The sequence below is a fragment of the Methanobrevibacter sp. genome, from assembly GCF_045644645.1.
Taxonomy (GTDB): domain Archaea; phylum Methanobacteriota; class Methanobacteria; order Methanobacteriales; family Methanobacteriaceae; genus Methanocatella.
The window spans coordinates 1-19,895 of record NZ_JAZRHE010000155.1 but is presented as its reverse complement, the minus strand read 5'-3'; the positions used below and the strand labels follow the sequence as shown (position 1 = coordinate 19,895).

Sequence of the window (19,895 nt, the reverse complement as noted above, 5' to 3'; positions counted from 1 at the left end):
TTAAAATCAATAATCTTTTAAAAGATTAACATAAAAATAGATTTATGAAAAGGATTTTTAAATTCATTGAAAGATATTTTTTCATAATTATATTGCTTGCAGTTGTTATTTCATTATTCTACTCAAACTCATTTAAATGGGTTTTGAGTGAATATAACGGCATAAATATGTTGAACTTATTATTAAGCATCATCCTTTTTACAATGGGAACCACATTAAAAGTTGATGACTTTGTTACTGTATTTAAAAATCCAAAAGAGATTTCTGTTGGCCTTTTGGCGCAATATATCATAATGCCGATCCTGGCATTTTGTCTTGCAAAAATGTTTTCTTTAAATGATGCCCTGACTGTCGGCATTATTTTAGTTGGAACCGTTCCCGGAGGCACTGCTTCTGACGTCATAACTTTTCTTTCCAAAGGGGACGTAGCATTGTCCGTTTCTTTAACAGCCGTTTCTACTGTGATTTCACCGATTTTGACCCCGATGATTACCTTATTGCTAATAGGCAATCAAATTCATTTTAATCCATTTGACATGTTCATTTCCATCCTTGAGATTGTCATCATCCCAATCATTTTAGGTTTAACATTGAATTACAAGTTTCCTAAATTTTGCGATGAGTTAAAAGATTATTTGCCAGCAATATCCTCAATTGTAATTTGTTTAATTGTCGCGGGAGTAATAGGAGCCAATAAACAGGCTATTTTAACTTCATCTGTAATTATAATGGTTGTTATTATTTTACAATATTTCCTTGCAATGTTTCTTGGATTTTGTGTTGGTCATCTGGCCGGAATGGACAAAAAGCAAATCATTACCATCGCTATTGAACTTTCATTTCAAAATTCCGGTTTATCGACCGGCCTTGCAAAGAACCACTTTCCAAACCTGTCCCAAGCAACAGTCCCCGGAGCTCTTTATTCAGTTTGGCAGAATTTTGCAGGGTCAATTCTTGCTTATGTATTTAGAAGATATGTCTAATTCAATGAACTCATAGAGATAATCCTTCTTAAGATGAAATCAATTGGAACTAATTCTCATCGATGCGAAATTTCAACTGTAAAAAATAATTTGAAATAATCCTATAAAATTTTACAGACTCAAAAAAAATAGAAAAATTATATATCTATGAACTGATATAAAAATTAATAGAATTCCAAATTTATGATATTTTTTGATAAATTGAATTCTAAAATTTAATGCAATTTCTAGTCCTATGGTGTAATGGCAATCATACGAGTCTCTGGAACTTGTGACTCCGGTTCGACTCCGGATAGGACTACTCACTTCTTTTTTTGGTGGAAATCATTTTAGTGATGATTTTCAAACATTTGTTTTAAATAATGAGTTTAAATCAAGTAGCAAATGTCATTCAACCAAATTAATGGTCATTATGTGATGATGAATATTTATCGCCGAATTGATTTAAATACGAGGAATCTTACCTTTTCCATGTGTTTTAAGAATATATTTCAATAATATAAGGAAAATGCTTCCGGCTGTAATCTCTCCAATCAGCACTCCAATCAAAACACACACGCCTGAAGTAAATATTGGAGCAAGGAAATTTACAATGGCAATCTCATAGATAATGATTCCAATTGTCAGGATGAATGAAATATAGCTTTTTCCCATTCCATCCAGCATTTTTCTGATATTACCGTGATTTCGTTGAATGGAACTATTATAATGCCTGCAAGGGCAATGTAGAATATGGATATTTCAGCATCAGGAACAGAAAACAATACAAACCCATAATCCCTGATGAAGAAAAATGCAACACTTGTAACCAATGCAATGACAATAGTTATTTTAAGTATGTAAATGTACAGATTAGTCAATTCATCAAATTTGTCTGCACCATATAAATGTCCGCAAACACTTACCAATGCTCGGCCAAACGCTTTTTGAGGAGATATCATCAATGTCTCTATTCTGGTTGCTGTTGAATAGAGCAGGATACCTATTTCACCGAGCTGTTCGATTAGAATCCTATTGAAGAACATCATTGAAATGCACCACAAACTGTCTGACAGAAAGTTCTGAATCGCCACTATGAATATTTCATAAACGATGCCCGGCTTGAAATATTTAAGGTCCAGGACAACTTCAGACTTGCCGCTCAAATACCAATACAATAAATAAAAGGCTGTCACTCCCGAGGACAATACCGTAGCGTATGCGGCACCTGTAACTCCCCAATTGAAAACGAAAATGAATATCGGATCCAAAATCAAGTTCAGGATGTTTGTCAAAATAAGCATGACAGTGGGTGTTCTTGAGTTTCCTTCAGCCTGCAGGGTGCTTGCAAAAAAATTGGAAAAAAGAAAGACAAACGAACATAGGAATATTGGAGTCAAATATTCGATTGACAATTCCATGGCTGCAGTTGCATCCATCAATACCAGGATGTCTTTTAAAAATAGTGTAGATAACATGATAAGTAAAGTCAATACCAGACATACAACAATGCCGTGTAGAATAGAGTTATATGTGTCCTCATAATCCTCTTCACCAATCTCCCTAGACATTATTGAATTGGTTCCAATGCCTATGGATTTTCCAAAACTCACAATCAATGTGACTAACGGCAATGCAACCCCGATTGCAAAGAATGCATCTTCGCTCATTTGAGATACCCAAAAAAAGTCTATGAATGAATAGGCTGCTTCAAAGAGTGTAAGCACTATCAAAGGTGTTGCCATTTGCCAAAACGCATGTCTGGGATTTGAAATGAAATCTACATTATGAACCATAATAAGAGTATTGTTAATTAAATTATTTAATGTGATGTCATGAAATTAATAATTTGCATTATTAAACGAAATGAAAAATCTTTAATTATTTAAAGTACTATAAAAATTAGTTCGAAAGAACATAAGCAGTACATCACATCATGAGTTTTCATATTACACCCCTCAAAATAATTTTAATTAATAAATAGGATTCATACATTAAGAAAATAATTTTGTGAAATCATGAGCAGATATCAGGCTTAAAAAGTTGCAATCAAATAAAAACAAAATAGTTAAATATAGTAAATGATATATATTAATATCACTTCTTGTAAAAGTTTTTTCAATGGGGCCCGTAGCTCAGTCTGGGAGAGCGCTTGGCTCTTAACCTTGTTGTCGCGGGTTCAAACCCCGTCGGGCCCATTTATCTAGTTTTTGAAAAATTTCGGTTAAATGAATTAAGTTAAACAACATATTTTTAAAGAATTTCATTTCATTACCAATATTCTTATGGGTAAGGTTGCCTTGGTTTTTCAGACAATGTGTTCCTTTAGCATATTGTGAATCAAAATTAAGCAGCATGCCCCCATTTTTTAGCACTGGATGTCACTCGGAATATGCTTGCATATGATGAAAAAGTGCCCATGTCAAGTTTTTTGCGATTATCACATCAAAGCTTTCATCAGATTACTGCTTTATTTCAATATAAAACATTATTATTTGACCCATATCAAAAGAGAATGATTGTTCGCTTTTTAAAGTTCAAAATACTTACGAAATTAACAGCATATCTGCCCAGCTGAAAAATTAATTGCCTAACTTTCATTATAGCAAAATTAATAAAAAAAAGGGAATAAGATGAAGATTATCTGAATCTGTCGTAAACAAATGCTCCAACTGTAATAACCATAAATGCAACCGCTATAATTGCTGCATTTTTGATAACATTAACCAAAGAACTACCAGCTGAGCTCAATAAGTCTAAAATCGCTTTAAGTAAGGATGAGAGTTGATTGAATAAATCTGAAAAGAAATCCATTATTCCCTGAAGTAAGGCCATGAGCTGATCGACTAAATATAAAATGAAATTTATTATCCATTGAAGTAATGCTATAATTTGCTGTAAAAGTGAGATAATCATGTAGATAAGTTTTACAATGAAATCCACTGCATATGCAATTAAGTTTATAAGCTGTTCAATAGCAGTTAATATAAGACTTAATAATTTTAAAATCCCATCAAGTTGTTCCCATATCAATCCAAGCATCATTAAAAGTTTTTCAAGGCCATCCACCAAAGCGTGAATTCCCATATTAAATTCTTCAAACAGCTTTACAAATTCTTCCAAAGCATTTACAATCATTAGAATGAAATTCATAAATGTGTCGATAACAGGTTTCCAGGCATCATAAAGTGCATTGAGAAATAAAGCAAAAATATCATATAATCCCTTTAGGAATGGATCATCTGTTTCATTATTGGTCGAAGTTGCATTTGTAACATTTGTAGCATTAATTACATTTGTTACATTATCCAACCCACTGATTTGATTTATGTCTTCTTCATCATCATCGATGGTTCTAAACGATACTTTATATGCAAAATAATCTGATTCATTACCCGATACGGATTTTAAAACTTCAAAATAAAAAACTGCTTCAGTATGATTATCTATTTTAACGACAGCTTGGTCGCCTACTTGTGCATGTGATGCCGCAACGGCTTCACCGACCTTGGTATTGGAAGAGCCGGTTTTTACAAAATCAGCCAATATTTTCCCAATCTGGTCTACTGAATTCTGTTTGTAGCATTCGATTATGGCTAGCTTCAGCACATTTGAGTTGCCGAGCTTTGATGTAGAGACACGTTTGAATTCATCTCCCGAACTTGCAGGAGATTTTGAATAGTCAAGAATAAATCCTCTAAAACCATCGCTAAATTTAATGTCATTTCCATTTATTTCAGCCTTAATGTAGTTTTTTTTGGGTTTATCAACCGTTTTGCTTTTATCAACTGTATTGGTATTGTCATCTGTTTTATTATCGACTTTTTTGTCATGATCTGCTGTATTATTATCATCATGTGTTGCATTGTCCGCTACGACAATACCTAAAAAACAAAAGGAAATTAATATAACAAGAATTAATGTAACTATTTTTTTGTTCATATAATGCCTCTATAATAATATTTATAACTATTCACCTATATAAGATTATAACAATTTCATCTGCAACCGAGCGTCTAATAATTAGCTGGTTATAAGTTAAATACTTTAAATTTTAAATACTACTATCTAAAAATATATATCTGTCAAGCAGATAATTAATGTGATAAATATGAATTTACGTGAAATTATAACGGACGCTATTAAATATCCCATCAGCGATACTCGAAAATTTTTAATATACTGTGCTTTAATTATTCTAATGAGCTTATCAATAATTCTTCCCTCATATGGTCTTAAAAATGACACTTTATCCATCATTTTAAGCGTTGTGACTTTAATCGTTGCATTTACAGTTTTAGGATACTCAGTTGAAGTCGTTAAAGGCGGAACTGAGGGTAATGATGCACTTCCTGATTTTGATTATGTAAAACAATTTGTCATTGGTATTAAAGCAATGATTTTGGAGATAATCTATTTCATCATACCTGCAGTAATTGTCATAATTGTCGCTTCCGCAACAGGACTGTTTACCTCATTCACTAAAATCGTATATACCAGCATGGACGCTATAGGTAATGGTGCAGACAATTTGACCACAATAATGGCGGCAATTCCCCAATCAACAATAAACACGTTCAACAATGCATTAACCATTACTTTAATTATTGGAATTATCTTATTTATCATATTTTCATTGATGTCATTTACAGCACTGGTCAGATTTGCAAAATACGGAAGCGGAACCGAAGGTTTGAGATTCAGGGAAATACTAAAGGACATGTCAAACGTTGGATTTTTAAAGATTATAGTCACATTGATTGTAATTTATATAATTGCATTGGCTTTGGCAGTTGTCATCGGACTGATTGGATTGATTCCATATATCGGCGTTTTCATAGGCATTTTTGTAGGAGTGCCGTTTATGCTGTTGTTTTTATACAGGGCTATCGGTTTATTGTATGCTGATGCATAATATTAAACCATTTTTTCTTTTTATATGTATCTTTTTGCAGAAATCATTTTAATCCCTTAAAGAACGATTGTTCACACAATTCTTTCCAAAGTATAACAGATTAATAATTTCATTTTTAAATTGTATGTGATTAATCTAGTTTTAGGAAAAATACTTCTGCAATGGAATTTGTTCTTGACTAATTAGCAATTATATAGAATATGAATATTCCTGTATGAAAAATACATTTGGGAGAATTCTTTGACGAAGAAATTGAAGTTGAACTTGTGGAAACCATATTGCATGGAGGAGATGATTGCGTAATTAAAATATTAATCTAATCCAATTTGACATTAACATCGGACATTTGTGATTTTAAAGTTGATTTTGAAACCCCTGTATATGTCCGAGTTGAAGCAATTTTGTTTTTCAATACCCTGCATTAATGTCAGCACCACATAACAAATGACACTTTTAGAATAAGATTTGTTTTATTAAACGAATGAAAATCTTTATTAACGTAAGTTATTAATGTTTACAAAAAAGTAAAAAAAAATTAAAACCCACTATTTATATTAGTAAAAATATTATATTATTATATATGTATAGTTAGTGTAACTTTTACAAAAATTAAACCTGAGGAGAATTAAGATGAATCAAGATTCACAATGGGGTTCGATATTTACATTCATCCTAGCAATGATTGGCCTTACAATTGGAATAGGAAACATTTGGCGTTTCAGTTATGTGTTGTATTCCAATGGCGGAGGGTCATTTTTCATACCATACATCATTGCGATTTTAGTTATGGGAGTTCCATTTTTAATTTTAGAGTATGGGTTGGGCTTTAGCTTTAAGAAAAGTTTTTCTAATCTAATGCATAGCATTCGTCCGGAATTTGAAATCCTTGCATGGATGTTGGTTTTATTCGTGTTTATCGTTGTGATTTATTACATGATTATTTTAGGCTGGGACTTTGCATATTTCTTAAATAGCTTTAATTTCGGATGGGGAACTGACCCTTCATCCTTTTTTTCAAGCTATGTTGGAGGAAGTTCAGATTTATCATCTGTCACCAAAATAATATTTCCTACCTTAATTTGCACATTAATATTATGGGCAATCTTTTGGATAGTCTCCATTAAAGGCGTGGATAAAGGGATTGGCAGGATATCAACTGTTCTAATTCCATTATTATTTACAATCATGATATTGATTTTTGTTTATGCATTCACATTGCCAGGATTTAATATTGGAGTTATCACATTACTCACACCTGACTGGTCGGCACTTTTCAATATTAACGTTTGGCTTGCTGCATTTGGGCAAACCATATTCTCTTTAAGCATCGGCCAGGCAATGGTATATACATATGCAAGCTATCTGCCCAAAAATTCAAAGCTGGTTGACGAAGTATTGTTTGTAGTTATTGCAAATTCATTATATGAGATTTTCATAGCTTTTGGAGTATTTTCAATACTCGGATACATGTCATTAACATCTTCAATACCAATGAATGAACTAATCAGTGAAGGCACCGGATTAATATTTATCATATTTCCACAAATATTCAATGCAATGGGATTAATGGGACATATTATCGCCCCATTATTATTCCTATCAATATTGTTTGCCGGATTCACCTCTTCTTTTGCACTGTTTGAACCTTTGCTCTCATCATTGTGCGATAAATTTGGATGGAGTAGGAAAAAAGGAGTCACGATCCTTACAATTGTTGCTTGCATAGGCACTGTTATTTATTCAACAGGAATCAGCAGTTATTTAGTGGGGGCCGTAGATGAATTTGTAAATAATTTCGGAATATTAATCTTGATTGGAGTTCAGGCAATAATATTTGGATGGTTTTATGGAGTTGAAAAGGTCATGCCAGTATTAAATGAATTTTCAACTTTTAAAGTAGGAAAAACATGGGTTTTCACACTAAAATATTTACTGCCAATTCTTTTAATTGGTATTTGGGTATTGGGGCTTGTAAAATTATTCAATGATGCAAATCCACTTAAGATAGTGGTGGATGTAACTATAACAATTATTGTTGTTGGACTTTCCTTGATATTTACAAAAACGAACAGCAAAGACGCATGATTCCATCACAAAATATTACTATACACATATAACAAATAATAACCCATAATTTACTTTAAAGGTTTTGAAAATAATGGCCTAAATGGAATTTGATTTGACAGACGAACAAATTGACATAAATTATCCCCAACATATAATCCGATAATATGTTCTCTAACCTTAAAAATAAACTCACTGGCGATAAAAAGATTCTAATATTACTTTCAGTATTGTTCATTTTTAATGTCACCTTGTTTATTAATATATTTGCTTATATGATTATTGTTAAGCATGTGAATGCATCAGTTTTGCATGATATTGTTACAATCATTTCAGCAATCATAATTTTAGGTTTTATTTCGACTAGGCTCACGAAACTTAAAGAACTAACCGACGGATCAGTTTATGAAATCGGTTATCTAATTATTATGGGTTTGTTAAGCCTTACTATCTCTTATTTTAATAAATCCACTAACGGTGAATCATTATGGAGGACCAACCGCCTTGGCATGTGGTGTTGCAACAATAATGGCTGGCATTGTTGGAAGTCTCGTTTATAGATGGAACGGCGGCGAATTCTTAAGACCATATAAATCCACGCTTTTAATGTTCTTATATAGTGGCTTTGACATGTTTCTCATAACATTATTAACACCTCAGCCGGACGGTGTCATTATTGCCAATGCCCTTTATGGCCCAATGACATTTGGTGCCGTTCTTGGAATGTTACTCTTTACCATGTTTTTAGGTGAAAAAAAAGAGGAAGCCGAAACAAGCGATGAATTAAAACAAACAATTAATGACAACAGCGATAGAATCTCAGTCAATAGTGAACTAATTGATATAAACACCGATAGGATAATTGAAATGTCACAAGAATTAAATGAATATAAGGATAAAGTTGATAAATTAGAGCAAGAATTGAGTGATATCAAAAATAAATTGTGATTAATTATGTATTTGCCATGAAACATTATTGTAGGAATCTTATTTAATTGATTATCAGAATCATTCATGAACGTGAATTACTTAATAATAATGTAGAAAATTATTAATTTTGATATATTACATAATTCTTAGACAAATCCAAGCAATGAAATTATGAGAATAAACTCATCCGTCAATAAATGAGAAAGATATGGAACAAGGATGTTTTTAGTTTTAATGTATCCGTAAAATTCAAATATTGAGCCAAAACCCTGTATGAAAAGTGCAAATATGAACATGATAGGATTATATGCATGCAGGGATGCAAACATTACCATCATTATAGCAACAGACATGATTACAGATAATTTACGGTTGTTTGAGTATTTGTAAATCACCCTTAAGAAAAACATGAAAGGAATGAATTTCATGAATTCCTCACCCATTACTGCAAATATCCAATTAACTAAGGACATGCCACTTAATGACCCCGAATCAACGGTTCCACTGCTAACTATTCCAAATTGAGACAATATTAAACCCATAACCAATGAATATATCATATATCCTGCAAAAAGAGCCACTACAAGAACAATGTCTCTACGGGAGGGAATTCTAAATATTGCATTGTAATCCCATTTTAAAAAATATAATACTGGAACAATTAACACTATACATCCCGATATTAAAAAATAAATCTTTTCAGACATTGATAAAACAGATCCAATAAGAAATGCAAAGAATAAAATAATCCAGCCCCATTTGGGAATGTGTGGATTTTTATTATAAAACGGAAAATCATAATCCCCATCTTCAAACTTAAACCTATCAATTTCTGCCATATCCTTAAATATGGATTGAACGTGTTTATAATTTTTGAATTGTTTTTAACCAATCGTATAGGGATTTTTTAAACAAAAAAAAAGATTATTCATAATATGAATAATCATCATATATTTTGAGAGTTTTCCGGGATTTCACCGAACCAGTCAGTTTTCCTGCCAACGCAATACATTATGATGAATAGTATTATTAAAAAGGCGATTGCTACTGCAACATCCAATAATTGCGGAGAGGAAGTTGATGTTTTTAGTCCGAGCATAACGAATAAACCGACAGAAAAATTATTCGCAGTATGAATGGCAGAACTTATCTCTATACCATTTGTTTTCCAGGCAAAAAATCCGTAACCAAGACCCATAACTAATGTTTCAAAGAGTCCTATGCCGTTATATCCATGGAGTAGCGCAAATATTACAGCTTGCAGAACTATCGCTAAAGCAGGTATTTTAAACCATGACCCGAATGTCTGCATAAGAAATCCTCGAAATACATATTCCTCTGCAATAGATTGGATAGGTACGGAAATCAAAATTACAGCAAGAAATGCTATTGATAAATGAGATGTGCCTTTTGTTCCGGCAATAGCAGCATCCACACCCATATATATTATATACAATATCAGCGGAATCACCAGTGCCTTGAAATATAGTTTGAAATTCCATCCCCCACGCGAAGAGGAATAAGAGGAAAACGGCCTGTCCTTAACAACTTTAGATGCTAGATACAATGAAGGGATAAATACAATAACCATCAAATCGACAAATAATATCGCAAATGGAGAGTTTAATGCTTCAAATCCTCCACCCAAAACAGAAATTACAAAATCAAATCCCAGAGTTAGATAAAAAACCGCCGCTATCAATACTACGAGTATGAGGGCTATTATGAAACCCACTATAAAGACAAGTATCGGTTTGTACCACATATAGTTCTCAAAGGTTTTAGGAAACGTGATATAATCAGATATTTTATCATTCATTGCCATAATTATAACTTGCCAGATTAACAATATATATTTTTTTAGAGTCATTGGAAATGCTGTACATTCATTTTTTCAGTTTTTTCGAATATTTTTGATATGCCCTGAGAGGGCATCTTTATTTTTAAGAACAGCTAAATGTGACAGAAAAATATTGAAAAATAATAACTCATGTGAAAAACTAAACTTGAAAACCTATAATTATCGTATGTTCTAAAAGAATAATTGTAGGAGGAACCTGAATAGTACATCCCCATTACAATCTTTACTACAGCCCCAATCATATACTTAATTAATAATTCCCACTTTTAAATCATATATAACTAGTTAGGGATTACAGTTACGTTGCCTTCATAGGTGCAACCCTGATATTTGCCATGCCCTGCAAATGTAAAGTTTCCATAGTAATTATCCTTACCTGCATTTGGCAGATATTGGGCATTTTCAATTGTGAACTCACCATTTTCATCCGTTACAACATCGACAATAGTCCCCATCTCATAACCTGGCTTGTGGAATGTTATTGTTTGATTTGCAACCCCATAACTGTACGCATCCATTAACATACCTGAAAAAGAGCCGTTTTCATGGACTTCAGTTCCGTTGATGATTATGAAAGTAGGTACGTCATTATTGAATTGGAAAAGAAATACCCCAATACAAACTACAAGAGCGATCAATAAAATTATCAAATAATAACTTTGTCTTTCCATATTTACTATATTAGACTTTTTCTAAAATAAACTTTATTTTTTATGAAGCAAATTTATTCTGAACCTTTTCACTTTCAAGTTCTTTTATTGCACCGCGAGCAACCCATTTGCTTGCTTTATTGTCCATTTCCAGAATTTCATAAGCCAATTTTAATGCTTTTTTGTTGTTTTCCACATTAGACTTGCCGATTTGCCTTATTGCCCAATTAACAGATTTTTTAACAAAATTCCTGTTGTCTTTTGAACCGTCCTTGATTATCTCAAAATATTTATCGAAACCAGAATCCTTTTCGTGAACTGCCAATACTGCTATCAGGCTAAAAGCTGTCCTTTTAACAAATTCCTCATTGGACTCCGCCCAAACAAAGATATTATCTATAGCTTCCGGCATGAATCTCAAAAGATTAATGCAAGCCTGATCAACCAGATCCCATGAATAGAATGTATTTACCCAGTCATTTAATTGGGCCGAACCAACTTTTTGAGGCTCTTCGACAAGAGTCGCCAAAAGATACATCTCATGATAACCATGATTCCAAAGTTCTAACGCCAATTCATGGTTTTTCCCGCATTGCTTTGCAATTTTTCTAATCTGAGGTAACCTAAGTCCATAGCTTTTAACATAATCAATTCCGAATTTTTTCATATTTTCGGCAAAATCAACATCAGATAACTCTTCAAATTCCTGAATTATTTGATTAAATTCCATTTTAATCATTCAAAATAGCTTCACGGACTTTATTAACTGCAATCTGTTTTTTTGCAGGAAAAGCGGCAATTTTTACTTTAAGATGAATTGAATCTCCCTTGTCTAAAATAGTCCATTTTTCATCTAAAGCATCAGCCTTATCAAATCTTAAAAACCAGTTTCCCTTCTCATCAATCTTACGTTCCAAGTCAGAATTTAATTTATCCAAATCCGTCCACTCTAGGAGCGTATTAAAAAAAGTCTTTGCGTATCTCTTTTTAGATACTGCACCAGATAAAATGATTATCTTATCTTCAAGTAATCCCTCGGCTTCTTCAGCCTCAATTTCAGCTTCGGGAAGAATGTTCAAAATAGCCTGTGAGACATCAGCAACATTTTCATCTTCATAAACGAAAGCTCTAAATTTAATATTATGAATCATTTTAATCAAAAAAGGAATGAAGAAAAATTAGATTTTTCTTCTTCTAGCTTGTTCTGAGCCTTTTCCTTTAGATTTGATTCCGCGTCCTTTATTACCTGCACTAGTTAAGCCTCTTAAAGCCCTGTTAGTGTGTTTATTGGAGCAAATCCAATTGATTTTTTTATCATTGATAATGGAAGGACTGTTAGGATCAACCAAAATTACTTCATAATATTTGTATCTGCCATCAGACCATACCCAGTAGGAGTTTAAAACTTCTAAGTTAGGGTATTTTTTAGCTACACGTTCTTCAGCAATCCTTTGAATAGATTTTGCTTGAGTAATTTTGTTTACACCCATTCTTTTAGGTTTACGACCATTGAAACGACGAGTTTTCCTTCTTCCACCACGTCTTACTCTGGTTCTTACTAAAACGAAACCTTTTTTAGCTCTGTAACCTAAACTTCTAGCTCTATCAAGCCTAGTAGGTCTTTCAATTCTTTGAACAGCTTTTTGTTTTCTCCATTTAGGAGCTCTTTGCCACATGAGTTCACGTACGTAGGACTCATCTGGGTTTTTCCATGCGTCTCTAATATATTTATACATAAATAACACCTTTTTGTTCAGCCATTAAGGCCACATCCATATGGGAACTTATCCCAAAAAAAGTATCTAAAATACTGCTATAAAATAACAGTAATCAAATATTTGATTTATGTATTTATAAATGTATCGTAAAAAAAATAGTTAAAAGCAAAATTTATGAGAATCACAACAAATCATTCATTGCATTTTCAAATTTGTCAGTGATAACTTCCCAGTCATTACCGCCAACACAATCCCCGGCAATGCTCGCGATTTCATCATACCTATCATCGGCCAAGATCTCTTCAACTTTGCCCAAAACTTCTGAAGCTTCCTGAACGTATTCAATGCCATTACCATATCCAAATTCTTTTGACAGGCCCGGAAGCTCCGTTGCTATTACTACCTTCTTCATAGCCAAATATTCATAAATCTTGATTGGAACAATATCCTGCATAATTGGCTCATCAATATGTGCTGGAAGCAGGCAAAAATCTGCTGAAGCTAAAAATTCAGGCATTCTATCAAATGGTTGTTTTCCAGCCATTATCAGTTGGTCTTTCATATCATATTCATCACGAATCAGGCACATCTCCCCATATGCATCACCATCACCTACAACCAGGAGCTTATAATTCGGATATTTATCTTTAGAATCACCCAATGCCCTTGCAAGCTCTTTCATTCCGGCAAACTCATAAATCCAACCCATAAAGAAAAGTACAATATCCTTTTCTGCAATCCCATACTCTTCACGGATTTCTGAATCGGCCAAATTGGGATTATATATATTTAAGTCAATGCCAGCATCAATTAATTTTGTTGCTTCTGGTTTCGAACCCATTTTAACCGCAAATTCAGATAGTTTCTTATTGATTGTAATTACCAAGTCCGCATTTTCAATTGTTTTTTGAATAAACCATTTTCCCATACCCTGAAGAGCTTTTTCGGGAATCAATCTATGCAAAACATCTATAAAGTAATATACAAAAGGAACATTATGTTTTTTAGCTAGTTTGGATGCATTATATGTGTTCAGGATGCCCAAACCCAAAATTATATCGGGCCTGAAACCTTTGATTTGTCTTTCAATTTCTTTTTTATGTGAAAAGAATAGTGTCGCATAATTCAGGCCTTTGATTTTAACAAATGACGGCCTTACAACATCAATATCAGTGTTTTTCTTTATTTTTGAAATGTTTCTGTGGACTTCCCTTTTATAGACCAGTCCCCATTTGCTTTCTTTTGGCCAATCTATAGGATAATCAATGACTTTGATTTCATGACCCCTTATAGCCATTCTCTCCATCAGATGATGTTGTTGATGAGGATTTCTTTTTAGCCAATCCGATTCCTGAACAACCAGAATTTTCATGAAGAATTATTTGGTTTTGAATAAATATATAAGTTTCTTGAAAGAGATTAACTACTATGAAAATGCCTGATGAACTAGATTCAAAATTATTGGCTCCCTGTGGGATTAACTGCATAAGCTGCAACCGATTTAAAAATCCCTGTGGAGGTTGTTTGATAAGTAATGACGGTAAAAGCAAGGCCAGCATAAAATGCAAGATAAAAACCTGTTTTGAGTCTAAAAAATTTAGCTATTGTGGGCGTTGCAGTGAATTTCCCTGCCCATTAATGAAAAAGCACTCTAAAAAATATGTTAAACGATATGACTTGAACACACTTGAAAGTGCCAAAAGAATCAAAACTACAGGCATCGGCCACATGATGATGCAGGACCGTGAAAGGTGGTCATGCCCAAAATGTGGCGGAGTTGTGACCTTCCAAACAAAGGCCTGTAGCGAGTGCGGATTTGAATTGATTAAATGAAAAATTTGATTAATAATATTGATGACCTTGTTATCAACTACTGATTTAAAATACATCATCTTTAATTTAAAATGACTTGTTTTGAAAAATAGAATTTAGAAAAATGAACGTGTATATGAAAAAAAGAAAAAATAGCATAATTGGCTATTTTTTAATTTTTCAGTTTATTGTTTAAATCACGTGCAACGAGATAATAATAAATATAGAAGCCAAACCAGAAAATGGCCGCAAATACGCACGCTATTAAAATCCAAGTGATTATCGGACCCCAACCCAAATCGATTGGCATCCATTTTAGGTATATTGCTACTAAAAGCAGTATTGTCATTCCAATGCCCATTTGGAATATGATCTGTAATGGAAATGCAATATCCTCCCTTTCATAAATCAATCCAGTTAATGAAAATCCCCAGCCAACAACAATAGATCCTAAAAATGCATTAATTATCTCTGAACCAGTGAACTTGACATTCTGAGGGCCATATTGCAAGGACGCTATAACCATGATAAGCATTATAATAAAACAGCCTACAAAAGCACCCATTGCCAATCTTTTAATTAAATCTATTTTCATGTGCTCACCTACAAATCTAAAGCTTTTTTAAACTCCGGCAAATATTTTCTTGAAATATTGTCTTTTAAGCCATTTTTAAGTTGTATAAACATCATCCCCTTAAGTGAAGGAGCAACTCTTTCAATTTTCTTAAAATTTACGATAGTTGTCTTTGAAATCCTTACAAAATCATTATTCAAATTCTCTTCAACCTGATATAACGGTTTTTTAATCAGATATTCATTGCTTTTAGTGTATACTTTAACCTGTTTTTCTTCAACTCTAATCATATAAACATCATTAAACTCTAAAAGGGCAATATCGGATCCCTTCCTAACAGCCAGCATATCATTTGACTCATCGCTTTCAAGAATTGATATTGCCTTTGTAACATTTTCACTAAGCTCATTAGTGTGAATATCCGCATAGGGTTCTTCAATGTCTTTGGATACAAATAGATTTACTTTCATGATTGATTCCTTAATTTTTCCATTTCTCTTTGAATTTTATGTTCCCTGTAACTTTCACTATCGAAGTTATCTGCAAATGCAAATGCATTTAAAAATTTAACGAATACCCCAATTCCCCAAAAAAGGATGGTGAATAAAACCCACCAATATTGCGGTGTGTATACTGCATTAATAACTGCTAAAAATGCATTGACTATAACGTAAACAATAAAATTCTTATAGAATATAATTTTTGCATCTGCGCGTCTTTCAGCTAATTCTCTTATGTTATCACTCATCTAATCACCCATTTTTGAAATTTCTTTTACAATCATCTCTTCGCGATAATTATTAAGAGAATATGCTTTAAAAAAGTCATTCATAACTCCAATTCCCCAGAAAAGCATTACAAATGCAAGTAACCAATAACTATGTAAAAATATAGTACATATAATGGCTATTATAGTATTTACAATCAAATATTTATATAGGTTTTCTTGAAATCTTATTTTCGCGTCAACTCTTTTTTCTGCTTTTTCTCTTAAATTCATTGTATCACCAAGTAACTATTCGTTAATATAACTTAGTGAAAGTCCATATAAATGACTATTTGGCGATGTTTCCAAGATGCAAAATAAGTTAACTAAAATGCAAAAAATAAGAAGTAAAATTAGCGGCTACAATACAGCCACCAAATAATATAAAATTGAAGTTATTGCCGGAACTGTCAAATTGTCAATTCCCCCATAACTAAATGCTTCACATAGTGTTGCCACAGCCGAAATCATTAATATGTTAACAATATTGAATTCAGGCATTGTACATCCAATTGAAGTGAAAACCATCCATACAAACACGCTCATTACAGATGTAATTACAAACATTGTAAGGGAACCTTCAATGGATTTTGTACCCCCGAATACTGTATATTTTACCTTACCGAATTTTTGACCAATTAATGCGGCAAAACCATCACCATACACCATAGGAACAATAGCCAATGCTACAATCCAAATATAGAATTTAGGATCATTTGCTGGAGAAATCATTGAAAATACTGCAATCAATATAGTCCAGATACCTGCATAGAAAAACAGGCCCAATGCATGGCCGGATTCGGTTATGCTATTTTCTATTTTAATCGGTGAGTATTCAGTTAAGAAGAACAATACTATTGTAATCGGCAGAGTTAAAAACCAAACCATTACCCACGGGTCTGAGAAAAATGGCATGGCAAATATCATGTTACCTACCATGATATGTAAAAATTTACGTGAAACTTCAGGTCTTGTTTTCAAAACCATTTCGGCCACTACAAAGATGACTGCTACATAAACATATACAATAATCAATGCAATAATGTCTGTGAATATCATTATTTATCATACTCCCCATATTCACAGCCGGCATTTTCCATTTTTACATGATCGATTAATGTTCCATCTTTTTTGTATAATTTGATTTCACCCCAACCGTTTCCTCCATTCCATAAGCGGTTGTGTCTTTTTTGACCGTTAGGCGCTTCATAATTGATTAATAACATTTCATCACGTTTGCAGTAGAGCACAAGTTCCATTTTAGAGTTTTTATTGCTTGCATTAACTCTCCAGGTGTGTACCTCTTCGCCTTCTTCAAAGTCAAAGTCAATTTTAACCATATTCCAGAATCTTGCGAAGTTATATTCATACATGGTGCCTTCATAGTAAAAACCGATTAATAATTTGCGTGGAATAGATATTCCAAATGCTTTTGGTCTTCCTCCGCCCGCTTCAAATGCGGAGTTGTTTAATTTTTTACCTGTTTTAAGGCTGGTTAAGTTGCATGATGAAATCCAAAGCCACGGTGATGTGAAGTCACCACCCCAATTTTTATCAGCATAACCAAATGACTTTTCTGGAATTACTTCATACTCTTCTCCATCAAGCCAGACAGTCCCGCTATACTGGGTTTTAATTCCTTCAGCATGCCAAAACATTTCAAATGAATTTAATTTTCTAAATAATGAACTTGCACCATAACCTACATTAAAAGTGATTTGTTTATCCATTTCCAAATCCCACATCATATCTCCAGCATCACACATATATTCTGGATGATTTTTGGCATCTTCTTCAGTTACTCTTGAAAATCCACTCATATGAGTTTCTGTTAAGCTACAATCCCCCACCTGAATGTTTAATTCATCATCGGGGCAATTAAAGTATTTCATTGAGTAAAAATTATGAATTTGTTTTGGGTTTTTACCCCATGCCCCTGCTTTAATCATGCAGTAGGATGGCTTTTTACCTGCTTTTTTATTTTCAGGCAATTGTCCAAGAGTAGGTTCTTCTTCAGCTAAAGCAGGATTACAAACAAAATATTCAATAAAAAATGGTCTTGCTTCGCCTGTTTTTTTATTATATCCCGTAAAAGAATGCCACCACCAATCATAACCCTTTTTGGCGAGTGGTCCCTTGAGCATAAAATAATCTCTTTTCAAATCACTTTTGTTCATATAACTCCTCCAAAGGTGATGTATTATATTTTGTTTTAAACATAATAAATAAGTTTAGGTCTTTAGCCATAATTTTTCAAAACAAGAAGAAAGATTGCCTTTGAAATAAGTTAAATATTAAAAAAATTCCAATATAAAATTTAAAAAAAAATAGTATATGAGATTAATGTAGATTAATCTCTTTTATTCAAGTTTAGACATTCCAGCTGTAAAAGCATTATTTACTGGAATATTCAAAATAACCGCCTGCTAAGAACTGTGCTACTAAACCATCAGCAGTTGGGCTTGCACAATAAAATGCATTATTACTTTTCAACCACGCAGCAACATTATTTATGCTAGGATCATTTACACTAAAGTTATCATCCCATGCTCTAGCCGCATTATATCCAGTGAAATCACCGTATCTATAAGGTTTCATACCTTGCGGATTTGTCCAATCCTGAGTATCCCACATGATTACTAACTGAACACCCTTGCTTTTTAATGTATTTTGTATTGAAGAAGAATATGCTTCACGGACGGTTCCAGCACAAAAACCATTATACAAAGTTATATAATATTGGTAATCACTAGTAACTTTGAAATAATCAGTATAATGAGCATTACTGCCAGTTTCACCTACATGAACAGTCCAACCCTTCTTTCTAAGCAAATTAGCAACAGCATTTTTCATTGCATCACTACCGTTATCCGCATTAATCCATACCTTTCTAGCTTTGCCTGTGTAAGTCACAGTTACCTTTTCGGATATAGTTGTCGGTTCATAACGTGCAATGGTTCCTGCATGCTTCATTGTAACCTTGTAACTGCCCATAGATACTGCAGCAGTAGTAATGGAAGCAACACCATTCTTATCAGTAGTGGCTACATAACTTTTACCATTTAAGGTTAATAAAACCTTACTATTGGCTACAGCTTTACCTGTTTCACTATCAGTTACCTTAACCTTAAAGACAGCTGAAGCATCATTGGAAGAAGCACTTGTGACCGTCATTTTTACTGGAACTTTAGTTGTTATGGATCCCACGCCCGGGGAATGTACTTTTTTGGTAATTATTGTTTGTTCATAACGAGTAGCGGTTCCCGCAAACTTCAATGTAATATCATAATCACCTTTAGCTAATGCTTTAGTGGTAATGGTAGCAATACCATTCTTATCAGTAGTGGCTACATAACTTTTACCGGTTAAAATTAATAAAACCTTATTATTAGCTACAGGGTCACCAGTTTCACTATCCTTAACAGAAATCTTAAAAGTTGAAGAACTCTTAGTAGCAGATCCGCTTTTAATAACCATATTTACAGGTATTTTTTTAGATACGCTAACCTTTTTAGTGACTGTCGCTGCCGCATAACGAGAAGCAGTTCCAGCAAACTTCAAAGTAACCTCATAAGTACCTTTAGCTAATGCAACAGTAGAAATAGAAGCAACACCATTCCCATCAGTAGTGCCTACATAACTT

General features: G+C 33.1%; 22 protein-coding genes and 1 tRNA gene. 6 read left to right on the top strand and 17 right to left on the bottom strand.

Annotation, left to right across the window (positions count from 1 at the left end):
- Positions 1-44: 44 nt before the first annotated feature.
- Positions 45-983 (top strand): bile acid:sodium symporter family protein, encoded by a 939-nt coding sequence (locus ACKI4K_RS09920; protein WP_407424711.1) that lies wholly within the window; start codon positions 45-47, stop codon positions 981-983.
- Between the two features lie 444 nt (positions 984-1,427).
- On the opposite strand, the gene ACKI4K_RS09915 is transcribed toward ACKI4K_RS09920, so the two are convergent.
- Entirely contained in the window at positions 1,428-1,637 is a 210-nt protein-coding gene (locus tag ACKI4K_RS09915) for a hypothetical protein (RefSeq protein ID WP_407424709.1), read from the bottom strand.
- Positions 1,607-2,758, bottom strand: coding sequence for an MATE family efflux transporter (locus tag ACKI4K_RS09910; protein ID WP_407424707.1), 1,152 nt, complete (start codon positions 2,756-2,758; stop codon positions 1,607-1,609). The genes ACKI4K_RS09915 and ACKI4K_RS09910 overlap by 31 nt, the downstream gene beginning before the upstream one ends.
- Before the next feature lie 328 nt (positions 2,759-3,086).
- On the opposite strand from ACKI4K_RS09910, the gene ACKI4K_RS09905 reads away from it, so the two are divergent.
- Positions 3,087-3,160: transfer RNA gene (locus ACKI4K_RS09905), tRNA-Lys, on the top strand.
- 442 nt (positions 3,161-3,602) lie between these two features.
- On the opposite strand, the gene ACKI4K_RS09900 is transcribed toward ACKI4K_RS09905, so the two are convergent.
- A complete protein-coding gene (locus ACKI4K_RS09900) occupies positions 3,603-4,904 on the bottom strand; it encodes a hypothetical protein (protein WP_407424705.1) in 1,302 nt (433 codons plus the stop codon).
- A gap of 169 nt (positions 4,905-5,073) precedes the next feature.
- On the opposite strand from ACKI4K_RS09900, the gene ACKI4K_RS09895 reads away from it, so the two are divergent.
- The 3 genes from ACKI4K_RS09895 (at position 5,074) to ACKI4K_RS09885 (ending at position 8,889) form a co-directional block, all read left to right on the top strand.
- Entirely contained in the window at positions 5,074-5,877 is an 804-nt protein-coding gene (locus ACKI4K_RS09895) for a DUF4013 domain-containing protein (RefSeq protein ID WP_407424703.1), read from the top strand.
- Positions 5,878-6,507: 630 nt separating this feature from the next.
- A complete protein-coding gene (locus ACKI4K_RS09890; protein WP_407424701.1) occupies positions 6,508-7,962 on the top strand; it encodes a sodium-dependent transporter in 1,455 nt (484 codons plus the stop codon).
- Positions 7,963-8,418: 456 nt separating this feature from the next.
- A complete protein-coding gene (locus tag ACKI4K_RS09885) occupies positions 8,419-8,889 on the top strand; it encodes a LytS/YhcK type 5TM receptor domain-containing protein (RefSeq protein WP_407424699.1) in 471 nt (156 codons plus the stop codon).
- Positions 8,890-9,017: 128 nt separating this feature from the next.
- Here ACKI4K_RS09885 and ACKI4K_RS09880 read toward each other — a convergent pair whose 3' ends face one another.
- The 7 genes from ACKI4K_RS09880 to ACKI4K_RS09850 all read right to left on the bottom strand — a co-directional run bounded on the left by ACKI4K_RS09880 (position 9,018) and on the right by ACKI4K_RS09850 (position 14,472).
- Entirely contained in the window at positions 9,018-9,710 is a 693-nt protein-coding gene (locus tag ACKI4K_RS09880; RefSeq protein ID WP_407424697.1) for a type II CAAX prenyl endopeptidase Rce1 family protein, read from the bottom strand.
- 107 nt (positions 9,711-9,817) lie between these two features.
- On the bottom strand, positions 9,818-10,696 hold the full coding sequence (locus ACKI4K_RS09875; RefSeq protein WP_407424695.1) for a CPBP family intramembrane glutamic endopeptidase: 879 nt from the start codon (positions 10,694-10,696) through the stop codon (positions 9,818-9,820).
- Between the two features lie 317 nt (positions 10,697-11,013).
- A complete protein-coding gene (locus tag ACKI4K_RS09870) occupies positions 11,014-11,403 on the bottom strand; it encodes a hypothetical protein (RefSeq protein WP_407424693.1) in 390 nt (129 codons plus the stop codon).
- Positions 11,404-11,443: 40 nt separating this feature from the next.
- Positions 11,444-12,121 carry a DNA alkylation repair protein gene (locus tag ACKI4K_RS09865; protein ID WP_407424691.1) on the bottom strand — a complete coding sequence of 226 codons (678 nt, stop codon included), beginning with the start codon at positions 12,119-12,121 and terminating at the stop codon, positions 11,444-11,446.
- A complete protein-coding gene (locus ACKI4K_RS09860) occupies positions 12,114-12,533 on the bottom strand; it encodes an RNA-binding protein (RefSeq protein WP_407424689.1) in 420 nt (139 codons plus the stop codon). Before ACKI4K_RS09860 ends, ACKI4K_RS09865 begins: the two co-directional genes overlap by 8 nt.
- A 27-nt stretch (positions 12,534-12,560) precedes the next feature.
- Positions 12,561-13,118 (bottom strand): 50S ribosomal protein L15e, encoded by a 558-nt coding sequence (locus ACKI4K_RS09855; RefSeq protein WP_407424687.1) that lies wholly within the window; start codon positions 13,116-13,118, stop codon positions 12,561-12,563.
- A 163-nt stretch (positions 13,119-13,281) separates the two neighbouring features.
- Entirely contained in the window at positions 13,282-14,472 is a 1,191-nt protein-coding gene (locus tag ACKI4K_RS09850) for a glycosyltransferase family 4 protein (RefSeq protein WP_407424685.1), read from the bottom strand.
- Between the two features lie 56 nt (positions 14,473-14,528).
- Here ACKI4K_RS09850 and ACKI4K_RS09845 point away from each other — a divergent pair, with 56 nt between their 5' ends.
- Entirely contained in the window at positions 14,529-14,933 is a 405-nt protein-coding gene (locus ACKI4K_RS09845) for a DUF3795 domain-containing protein (RefSeq protein WP_407424683.1), read from the top strand.
- Positions 14,934-15,084: 151 nt separating this feature from the next.
- Here the strand turns inward: ACKI4K_RS09845 and ACKI4K_RS09840 are convergent, their stop codons facing one another.
- From ACKI4K_RS09840 to ACKI4K_RS09810, 7 genes are all read right to left on the bottom strand, one after another.
- Positions 15,085-15,507 (bottom strand): DUF3021 domain-containing protein, encoded by a 423-nt coding sequence (locus tag ACKI4K_RS09840; RefSeq protein WP_407424681.1) that lies wholly within the window; start codon positions 15,505-15,507, stop codon positions 15,085-15,087.
- Between the two features lie 8 nt (positions 15,508-15,515).
- The gene (locus tag ACKI4K_RS09835) at positions 15,516-15,956 is read right to left on the bottom strand and encodes a LytTR family DNA-binding domain-containing protein (protein ID WP_407424679.1); all 441 of its coding nucleotides are present in this window, start codon (positions 15,954-15,956) and stop codon (positions 15,516-15,518) included.
- Positions 15,953-16,234: a 2TM domain-containing protein gene (locus ACKI4K_RS09830; RefSeq protein WP_407424677.1), complete on the bottom strand. Its 282-nt coding sequence runs from the start codon at positions 16,232-16,234 to the stop codon at positions 15,953-15,955. The genes ACKI4K_RS09835 and ACKI4K_RS09830 overlap by 4 nt, the downstream gene beginning before the upstream one ends.
- Positions 16,235-16,486 (bottom strand): 2TM domain-containing protein, encoded by a 252-nt coding sequence (locus ACKI4K_RS09825; protein WP_407424675.1) that lies wholly within the window; start codon positions 16,484-16,486, stop codon positions 16,235-16,237. It lies immediately after the preceding gene.
- 126 nt (positions 16,487-16,612) lie between these two features.
- Positions 16,613-17,311 (bottom strand): diacylglycerol/polyprenol kinase family protein, encoded by a 699-nt coding sequence (locus ACKI4K_RS09820; RefSeq protein WP_407424673.1) that lies wholly within the window; start codon positions 17,309-17,311, stop codon positions 16,613-16,615.
- A complete protein-coding gene (locus ACKI4K_RS09815) occupies positions 17,311-18,429 on the bottom strand; it encodes a tocopherol cyclase family protein (protein WP_407424671.1) in 1,119 nt (372 codons plus the stop codon). The genes ACKI4K_RS09820 and ACKI4K_RS09815 overlap by 1 nt, the downstream gene beginning before the upstream one ends.
- A 217-nt stretch (positions 18,430-18,646) precedes the next feature.
- Positions 18,647-19,895 (bottom strand): hypothetical protein (locus ACKI4K_RS09810; RefSeq protein WP_407424669.1); only part of this gene is annotated, 1,249 nt, incomplete at its 5' end.

What these genes read in the sequence shown, in the direction of transcription:
- ACKI4K_RS09920 (WP_407424711.1), top strand. Translation starts at nt 45, where the DNA reads ATGAAAAGGATTTTTAAATTCATTGAAAGATATTTTTTCATAATTATA.
- ACKI4K_RS09915 (WP_407424709.1), bottom strand. Translation starts at nt 1,637, where the DNA reads ATGGGAAAAAGCTATATTTCATTCATCCTGACAATTGGAATCATTATC.
- ACKI4K_RS09910 (WP_407424707.1), bottom strand. Translation starts at nt 2,758, where the DNA reads ATGGTTCATAATGTAGATTTCATTTCAAATCCCAGACATGCGTTTTGG.
- ACKI4K_RS09900 (WP_407424705.1), bottom strand. Translation starts at nt 4,904, where the DNA reads ATGAACAAAAAAATAGTTACATTAATTCTTGTTATATTAATTTCCTTT.
- ACKI4K_RS09895 (WP_407424703.1), top strand. Translation starts at nt 5,074, where the DNA reads ATGAATTTACGTGAAATTATAACGGACGCTATTAAATATCCCATCAGC.
- ACKI4K_RS09890 (WP_407424701.1), top strand. Translation starts at nt 6,508, where the DNA reads ATGAATCAAGATTCACAATGGGGTTCGATATTTACATTCATCCTAGCA.
- ACKI4K_RS09880 (WP_407424697.1), bottom strand. Translation starts at nt 9,710, where the DNA reads ATGGCAGAAATTGATAGGTTTAAGTTTGAAGATGGGGATTATGATTTT.
- ACKI4K_RS09875 (WP_407424695.1), bottom strand. Translation starts at nt 10,696, where the DNA reads ATGGCAATGAATGATAAAATATCTGATTATATCACGTTTCCTAAAACC.
- ACKI4K_RS09870 (WP_407424693.1), bottom strand. Translation starts at nt 11,403, where the DNA reads ATGGAAAGACAAAGTTATTATTTGATAATTTTATTGATCGCTCTTGTA.
- ACKI4K_RS09865 (WP_407424691.1), bottom strand. Translation starts at nt 12,121, where the DNA reads ATGATTAAAATGGAATTTAATCAAATAATTCAGGAATTTGAAGAGTTA.
- ACKI4K_RS09860 (WP_407424689.1), bottom strand. Translation starts at nt 12,533, where the DNA reads ATGATTCATAATATTAAATTTAGAGCTTTCGTTTATGAAGATGAAAAT.
- ACKI4K_RS09855 (WP_407424687.1), bottom strand. Translation starts at nt 13,118, where the DNA reads ATGTATAAATATATTAGAGACGCATGGAAAAACCCAGATGAGTCCTAC.
- ACKI4K_RS09850 (WP_407424685.1), bottom strand. Translation starts at nt 14,472, where the DNA reads ATGAAAATTCTGGTTGTTCAGGAATCGGATTGGCTAAAAAGAAATCCT.
- ACKI4K_RS09845 (WP_407424683.1), top strand. Translation starts at nt 14,529, where the DNA reads ATGAAAATGCCTGATGAACTAGATTCAAAATTATTGGCTCCCTGTGGG.
- ACKI4K_RS09840 (WP_407424681.1), bottom strand. Translation starts at nt 15,507, where the DNA reads ATGAAAATAGATTTAATTAAAAGATTGGCAATGGGTGCTTTTGTAGGC.
- ACKI4K_RS09835 (WP_407424679.1), bottom strand. Translation starts at nt 15,956, where the DNA reads ATGAAAGTAAATCTATTTGTATCCAAAGACATTGAAGAACCCTATGCG.
- ACKI4K_RS09830 (WP_407424677.1), bottom strand. Translation starts at nt 16,234, where the DNA reads ATGAGTGATAACATAAGAGAATTAGCTGAAAGACGCGCAGATGCAAAA.
- ACKI4K_RS09825 (WP_407424675.1), bottom strand. Translation starts at nt 16,486, where the DNA reads ATGAATTTAAGAGAAAAAGCAGAAAAAAGAGTTGACGCGAAAATAAGA.
- ACKI4K_RS09820 (WP_407424673.1), bottom strand. Translation starts at nt 17,311, where the DNA reads ATGATATTCACAGACATTATTGCATTGATTATTGTATATGTTTATGTA.
- ACKI4K_RS09815 (WP_407424671.1), bottom strand. Translation starts at nt 18,429, where the DNA reads ATGAACAAAAGTGATTTGAAAAGAGATTATTTTATGCTCAAGGGACCA.